This is a genomic window from Tenacibaculum sp. (assembly GCF_048269885.1).
Taxonomy (GTDB): domain Bacteria; phylum Bacteroidota; class Bacteroidia; order Flavobacteriales; family Flavobacteriaceae; genus Polaribacter.
Map to the genome: position 1 here is coordinate 96,778 of NZ_JBLWTZ010000015.1, position 6,274 is coordinate 103,051.

Genomic DNA, 6,274 nt, shown 5'->3' on the forward strand with positions numbered 1-6,274 from the left:
TTTAGTAAATGCATATTGAATAGAAGTCTGAATTCTTTAGGGATAGGTGAGTAGCAATTGTAACTAAAGCTTTTACTCATAATCAGGAATATTTAACCCTAAGATTAAATCTCTATGGGCTGTCCAAATACCATCTTCTTTTTTAAGTCGTATAATTCCAGAGCCTCCTCTGTTTTTTTCTGATTGCTTTTTTTCTTCAGTAAGAGCAGGGTCACTTTCAAATTGATAGCTGTCAATATAATAAGGTATGGTATTGGGTTCCTTTACATAAATATGAATGTGCTCTGGTTCTTGAGAGTTTGGGTAAGACGCTGGTCTGAATGTATAAAAAGTAAATTTACCATCGTTAGCTGTTTTAAGCCAATTTCTGTGTTGTCCGTGTCTTTTTTCCGAACCTACAGGTTTGTCACTAGGTTGGTAAATTCCATTTCTGTTTGTGTGATAAATGTAGAGTATAACATTTTCAGCAGGTGTTTTTCCGTCTTTGTTAAATACAGTACCGGTTATTTTTAGTTTTGGTTCATTTTCATGAAAACCAGGTAAGGTATCAACTGACTTAGGGGTTCTATTAAGCATTTTATAATCCAATAAAGCTTCACAGTCTTGGCAAGCTCCACCTACATTTCTTTCTACGTTAGTTTGTGTTTGTCCTTTACAGGAAGTTACCATTAGCATTAAAAAAAGCGCTCCTAAATAGTGTTTTAGTGTTTTGTGTTTAGAAAAAGTCATAACATATTTGTATAAAATTAGTTGTGTTTTTTAAGCTCTAATTTAATGAATACGAACTGAATAAGGAAACTATTGTTTTTCAGAAGTAGGTGAGAACAAGCAATTATTTATAGCCATTGTTACGCTTTGTTTTTTTATCAATTTTGGGGTTAAAAAGTATATACTTAGTTGGTTTTAAGTGCTTTTCTCCTCCTTTATGAACCACAAAATAATCACTTTCTTTTTCTTGAGAATGAGATAGAAAAGAAAATCCTATAAATAAAATTAAAAATATTTTTTCCATAATTCATTACAATTTGAAGTTCCGTTAAAAAAATATTGATTTAGTATGTCAATAATCGCTTGTTGTTCTGTAGAAGTTAAATTTTGCCAAGTAACAGTACTTTGATTATTTTCCTCAGATGCTTAAATCAATTCAAAATATTATGAATAATAAAAAAAAGTAGTAGGGTAAACTACTACTTTTAAAATTTAATCGATAATTGAATCTTCCCATTTAACACAATACACATGTATACAATCATCTCGTTTCTCATAAAGAAAGATTTTTTGAAAGATTTGATCCTTTTTTTTAACTATAATTTTGTTGTTCTCTTTATTAGTATTTTTTAATTGATGTGCTCTATTTAAAAAGCTATCCATTTTTAAAACTTCTGGCTTTAATTTTTTTTGAATACTTATGATTCTATAGCAGTCTTTATCTTTGAAGTATGTAAAACTATTTTCACCTATAAAAAAAGTTACTGTCTTATCTGTTCTTGTTTTTATGTTTTTTTCTCCAAACAAATTATATGATAAATGAGCTTCCTGACAAAATAGAGAAGTACAACTTACTATCATTATTAAAATCAATAATTTATTTCTCATTGTTAATTACATTTTTTTGTTCCTGTGCTTTTATAATTTTTAACAGTATTTATTATTCTATCTTTTTCTGAATTAGAAAGATTATTCCAAGTAACTGTATTTTGTAACCCCTCCCAAGCTAAATCCGTATATAACGAATTGGTGTTTTGAGAATTATCAAATTCCTTCAGCATGCCTGCTATAGTTCCAACATAATGAGCAGCCATTTGTTCATGTTGCCAGTTTTTATGTCTTCTATAATAGTCATAAATCCCAGGAAAATCATTTATAGATACTTTATAGTTTACAGAACGCAATTTCCTGTACATTTCAGCATGTATAGTTTCATGAGTCAATGTTCGTGCCAATCCCAATACTGTTCTTTGAGAAAGGTTATTTCCATTTAATTTAATCTCAATTATATATTCACCACCATTATCTGTAATAGCATTCGCACTATCAGGAAGAGAATTATCAATAGAATACTTTAAATGACTCACTGGAAAGTCACCATCAAACTTTTGTATCATATTTTTAAACCCTGTACTTGAATTTTTTAGTTTATTAAAAACACACTCCGCTTTACCTTCAAGTTTATTGATTATTTGTTCTTCTGTATCAACACAATGTCCATCATAGGTTACATCGTCATACTCTGGTCCACAATTCATAAGTATTTGCTCTCTCATATATTCAGATTTGTACACTTCATCTCCAGTATGTGGTGTGTCGCACGAATAACTTGTATAAGTATAGGTTTGTGTTGTTGAACCTAAATATACCGATTTATAGGGTACGTCTGCTACTGTCATACTTCCTTCTATCATGTTTCCATTAGAATCAACTCGGTAAGATGCTTTATAGTAATCTTGATAATGATGTGTTGTTTCATGAATATAAAGTATTGAAGGAATCTCTGTACAAGGCTGAACTTTTGCTTGGAAAGTTCCATCTTCTTTTGCTCTATTTAATGTGCTTCTTTCTATAGGTAAATAGTTCTCTTTCTCTGATTTTATCAAATATCCTTCTATATAAGCTTCAGAATTCTCTATCTTTCCCTTTTCATTAAAATACCTAAATGAACCTGAGAAAGTTCCTAAATTAATAAAATCTATAGGGAGTTTTTCTAAACTATAGTCGTATGCTCTTACCTCTATATACTTAATAATAATAGCGTTGTTTTCTTTATAGGCTATTACATAAAAACTAGGGCTGTTAAAACTTTCAGAGGAGTTTTTTAAAGGAGCTATTAGTTTTGTTTTAAATTCATAGAACTCTAAACCATCACTTGTTATAATATTATAGTTGTTCCAGTCAACTGTTAAATTGTCCTTAGTATAAGGAAGGTCTATTAAGTCGGTGTTTATTCTATTTTTAACTTTACTTATAAAGTTGCTTTGTGTTTCTAACAAAGGTTCATTTTCACAATTCCACAGCAATAAGGAAATACCAAAGAGAAAAACACCTACTTTGAAAAGGTTACTGATTTTGTTGTTTCTGTTTTTCATATCTGTTAAATTTAAGATTATTAATTCAAATTACTGACTTGCAATTTTTTCGTTTACATCAGCCGTTTGAGTAGGGATATGAGCCACAACGTATTTGTGTATTATTTTTTGCGGGAAAAAGACGCGACTTCTTTTCCGTTGATATGGAAAGATAATTAATAAAATTTAATTTCCGATGAGGAAATTCAATCGCAATGAATTATATACGGTGTTAGGGCAAGTTTTTTATTTTTTATGGAACAAATAATCTAATCCAATTTCAATTCGTGGTTTTTCAAATTGTTTGTCAGATAATGGTGAAAACAGAATTTTAAAAGGTAAGCGCAAATTGTCAAAAGTCTTGAAATATGCAATATAATTCTCTCTCTCAACATAATCTCCTCTGTCAATCGATGAACCGTGTATTAAAAGAGTTGCTGTAATATTCTCAATTTCTCCATCTGAATTTTTTAAGACGACAATATTTTCTAAATACTTATCAATCGGTTTATTGTTTTTAGTCTCAACTTTATATTTTGAGTATAAACTATCCTGTTCGATTAAAATTACTTTGTCAGTAGATTTGAAAAACGGTAAAGAAACTACATCTCCAATTCTATTCATTTTTCCAATATAAGATTTGATATCCTCATCCGTATTTAACCTTGGATATTCATTTTGAATTTCTCCATTTTGGTCGTACGTTCTTGCGTACGTTTTTTTAATTCTTTCGATTTTGAAATATTGGTCGATTTTTTCTTGATAATCGAAAAAAGAGTTTTTAAATTCTTCTGTGTTATTAACTATCCATTCAGTTTCTATTTCTCCAAATAAGTCAAAACCTATCAAAGTCATTACATTATTCTGGATTGTGGAATAAGGAATTTTTAATCTAAATCTACCAAAGAGTTTTTTGCCTAATTTTCCATCATTATCTTTCAGCAGTTCCATATTCTCGAATAGTGTTCCATAAAAACTGAACTTATCGATTGTTTTATCAATCATTTTTGAATAGTCTGATAATCTATAAAAATTAGTGTTCTTTTTATGATTTACTATATCTAATAAATAGATATTATTTCTCGTTAAATCTTTTGGGTAAATGTTCTTCGATGAATTTCCTCTTAAAATATAATGTTTAACAATTTTCTTTTTTTGAATTAATTGAAAATCATAAATGACATTGTTAAGTAAATATTTATTCCAAATTTCTCCTTGTTTTAACGAGTCAAGGTTTTTGAATTCTGGATTTTCTGAAACTAAATTTTCGTAAGGGTCAAAAAAGATAATTTTTAGTTCATAATTTTCAAACTCAAGTTTATCAATTGTTTTTAATTTCTGTGATAGTGAAGTGTTTAGTCCAAAAATTAAGAAGGCAATTAAAAGAATAAATTTTTCTTTCATAGTTCAATTTTGGGTTTTTTGGTAAATTTGCCCTAACGTATTTGTGCATTATTTTTTGCGGGAAAAAGACGCGACTTCTTTTCCGTTGATATGGAAAGATAATTAATAAAATTTAATTTCCGATGAGGAAATTCAAACGCAATGAATTATACACCTTTTTGTAGTTAGTTTTTAAGTTCTTGTATGTACTGTTTTATGATATATTTAATTTCACAAATATCTTTTTTTGTTGGTACTCTGTCAGCAACTAAGTAAAACATCCAGACCCAAGGATTGTTTTTAGTTTCAAAGTGAAGTGTATATTTATGAAGTAATTTCTCTTTATAAAATCCTTTTGGGTGATTTAAAATCACTATCTCTTGAGATTCTATATAATCTATCCCTATGATATTTGGATTTTTCTTTTCGTTTTTAATTCTGTTACCCTGAACATCATAGGCTGAATTTCCCTGTAATTTAAATATAGAAGAATCTGGTGTTTTATAGATATTTAAACTATTATTATCACCTTCAAATTTTCCTTTCCATTTCTCTGGTAATCTTAAAGTGAAATTTCTACGCTTATCGAATAGAGTAATAGAGTCCTTTATTAAATAACAATTACACTCTTTAAAGTCTTTAAAAAAACTATCAACTTGAGCATTACAAGTAAAGTATGTTAAAAATAATAATAAATAAATTTTCATGCAATTAACTATAACGTCCCTAGCTATGAGTAGTTGCGTGGTTTAGCACTTAACTTTGCAAGTACACACCAAACTGAAAATCCGCGAGGATTTTCAGAAGTAGGCGAGAACGAGCAATTACTTATAGCCATTGTTGTAGTGCGTTTTTTATTTTATCCCAATCCATTTTTCCAATTCCGATTTATGTTCATCGACAGCAACCCAAGTGTTAATAGTTTCGGTATTCTGCTTGTCAAATGCTGTTAAATATTGTAAATGAATTTTTTCGTTAATTTTTAATTCAGGCACACTTGTTTGGATTGAGGACTTGTTTAATTCAGTTATTTCTTGCCAATGTTTTTTTGTGTTTATAAGTCGAGTTGGAAACCAATCGTTATTTTCAGCTCTATAATTCAATATTTCTCCATCTTCTGTTCCGATATGTAATTTCCATTGGTCATTTGTAATTTCGAAAGCATCTAAATTTTCTCCAGATGCAAAGTCAAATTCAGCGTTTTTTGGGTAATCCGAAACAGAGACCTTTATTTCAAGGTTTTCAAAAATGTCTTTTGCTTTTATAATTCTCCAAATCCAACATTTGGAATCAGATACTATTTCTCCAAGGTAATTGGGTTGTTTTACTTTAAACTCAATAAGTTCAATGTCAAATGCGGAAGTTTTTAACTTTTCATAAGTTCCGTTTTTGTATTGTCCAGTTTTTTGAGATTCAATAAACGAGAAATTTGATTTTAGAGAACAAGAAATTATCCCTAATGGTGTGTCAAATATTCTATTTATCAATGTGTTTTTCATTTTTCTCAAATGCACTACAACGGTTAGTATATGGCAAGTAGGGCAGTAGAAAGCGATAAACTTTCAAGTTTGCACTGAGCCAAGGCGTTGTATTTTGTTTTTATCTTTTCATTTTAAAAGCCAAATCAACGATTTGGCGGTGTTGGTAAATAGCACTGAACTTTCGTAAACCACCTAACGCCCTATTTGCTATATACAGCTTAAGTTAGCAATTGTTTAAATTTAGTAATAAAAACCAGAAAGAAAAAAGCGTAGAGTAAGGTTATGATATACGTTGAAACCTAGATTTCGTCAACATTGATAATCCCTACGCTTTTACTACTTCGAATT

General features: G+C 29.3%; 7 protein-coding genes. All 7 read right to left on the reverse strand.

Features of this window, described 5'->3' with window-relative positions:
- Window positions 1-72: 72 nt before the first annotated feature.
- The 7 genes from ACN0WY_RS12390 to ACN0WY_RS12420 all read right to left on the reverse strand — a co-directional run bounded on the left by ACN0WY_RS12390 (window position 73) and on the right by ACN0WY_RS12420 (window position 5,944).
- Window positions 73-729 (reverse strand): intradiol ring-cleavage dioxygenase, encoded by a 657-nt coding sequence (locus ACN0WY_RS12390; protein ID WP_417800547.1) that lies wholly within the window; start codon window positions 727-729, stop codon window positions 73-75.
- Window positions 730-832: 103 nt separating this feature from the next.
- A complete protein-coding gene (locus ACN0WY_RS12395) occupies window positions 833-1,012 on the reverse strand; it encodes a hypothetical protein (RefSeq protein ID WP_417800548.1) in 180 nt (59 codons plus the stop codon).
- A 188-nt stretch (window positions 1,013-1,200) separates the two neighbouring features.
- Window positions 1,201-1,596 carry a hypothetical protein gene (locus ACN0WY_RS12400; RefSeq protein ID WP_417800549.1) on the reverse strand — a complete coding sequence of 132 codons (396 nt, stop codon included), beginning with the start codon at window positions 1,594-1,596 and terminating at the stop codon, window positions 1,201-1,203.
- Window positions 1,597-1,598: 2 nt separating this feature from the next.
- On the reverse strand, window positions 1,599-3,083 hold the full coding sequence (locus ACN0WY_RS12405; RefSeq protein WP_417800550.1) for a hypothetical protein: 1,485 nt from the start codon (window positions 3,081-3,083) through the stop codon (window positions 1,599-1,601).
- Between the two features lie 225 nt (window positions 3,084-3,308).
- On the reverse strand, window positions 3,309-4,466 hold the full coding sequence (locus ACN0WY_RS12410; protein ID WP_417800551.1) for a hypothetical protein: 1,158 nt from the start codon (window positions 4,464-4,466) through the stop codon (window positions 3,309-3,311).
- Between the two features lie 164 nt (window positions 4,467-4,630).
- Window positions 4,631-5,152, reverse strand: coding sequence for a hypothetical protein (locus tag ACN0WY_RS12415; RefSeq protein WP_417800552.1), 522 nt, complete (start codon window positions 5,150-5,152; stop codon window positions 4,631-4,633).
- A 147-nt stretch (window positions 5,153-5,299) separates the two neighbouring features.
- On the reverse strand, window positions 5,300-5,944 hold the full coding sequence (locus ACN0WY_RS12420) for a hypothetical protein (RefSeq protein ID WP_417800553.1): 645 nt from the start codon (window positions 5,942-5,944) through the stop codon (window positions 5,300-5,302).
- Between the last annotated feature and the right edge of the window lie 330 nt (window positions 5,945-6,274).

What these genes read in the sequence shown, in the direction of transcription:
- ACN0WY_RS12390 (WP_417800547.1), bottom strand. Translation starts at nt 729, where the DNA reads ATGACTTTTTCTAAACACAAAACACTAAAACACTATTTAGGAGCGCTT.
- ACN0WY_RS12395 (WP_417800548.1), bottom strand. Translation starts at nt 1,012, where the DNA reads ATGGAAAAAATATTTTTAATTTTATTTATAGGATTTTCTTTTCTATCT.
- ACN0WY_RS12400 (WP_417800549.1), bottom strand. Translation starts at nt 1,596, where the DNA reads ATGAGAAATAAATTATTGATTTTAATAATGATAGTAAGTTGTACTTCT.
- ACN0WY_RS12405 (WP_417800550.1), bottom strand. Translation starts at nt 3,083, where the DNA reads ATGAAAAACAGAAACAACAAAATCAGTAACCTTTTCAAAGTAGGTGTT.
- ACN0WY_RS12410 (WP_417800551.1), bottom strand. Translation starts at nt 4,466, where the DNA reads ATGAAAGAAAAATTTATTCTTTTAATTGCCTTCTTAATTTTTGGACTA.
- ACN0WY_RS12415 (WP_417800552.1), bottom strand. Translation starts at nt 5,152, where the DNA reads ATGAAAATTTATTTATTATTATTTTTAACATACTTTACTTGTAATGCT.
- ACN0WY_RS12420 (WP_417800553.1), bottom strand. Translation starts at nt 5,944, where the DNA reads ATGAAAAACACATTGATAAATAGAATATTTGACACACCATTAGGGATA.